The organism is Sulfoacidibacillus ferrooxidans (assembly GCF_022606465.1).
GTDB lineage: Bacteria > Bacillota > Bacilli > Alicyclobacillales > SLC66 > Sulfoacidibacillus > Sulfoacidibacillus ferrooxidans.
Window position 1 is genome coordinate 1 of the sequence record NZ_JALBUF010000090.1, and the last position, 439, is coordinate 439.

Annotated in this window: 1 protein-coding gene; it reads right to left on the reverse strand. The window is 59.0% G+C overall.

The annotated features are described in order from the left end of the window. A partial coding sequence (locus tag MM817_RS16510; protein ID WP_241717151.1) for a hypothetical protein occupies positions 1-439 on the reverse strand: 439 nt, incomplete at both ends.

The following is a 439-nucleotide window of genomic DNA, read 5'->3' on the forward strand; positions in this document are numbered from 1 at the left end:
GGCCGCGGTCATGTCGGGAAGATGGGATAACCCGCCCCATTGATTGCGAGGGAGTAGCTCCAGAGTGAGTTCAAGACGGGTGACTTCTTGGCGCTCTTCGTCACCATTGCCCAGGGACGTCAGAACAAAGGTGACGGCCACGCTCTCTGCTTCAGTAAGCCGGGCAAGCAGGGCACCATCGATCTGCAGATCGAGCCCTGGTATGGGAAGGAGTGTGCCAGGGCCCAGCGCGTCGATATGCCAGGTCTTGGGCTTGAAGACGAGAGGGTCGGAAAGGAGCTGAAGCTCCAGTCTGCTGTACTTCTGATCACTGTCGTTGATCAGGCGCAGCTCTCGAATCACCGGTACCGAGTTCTGGAAGTCGGCCAGGTTGAGCTTGGCGACCAGCGTCGCTTGAATGCGGACGGTCTTTATCGCCTCCGGCTCGATAGCCTCTACG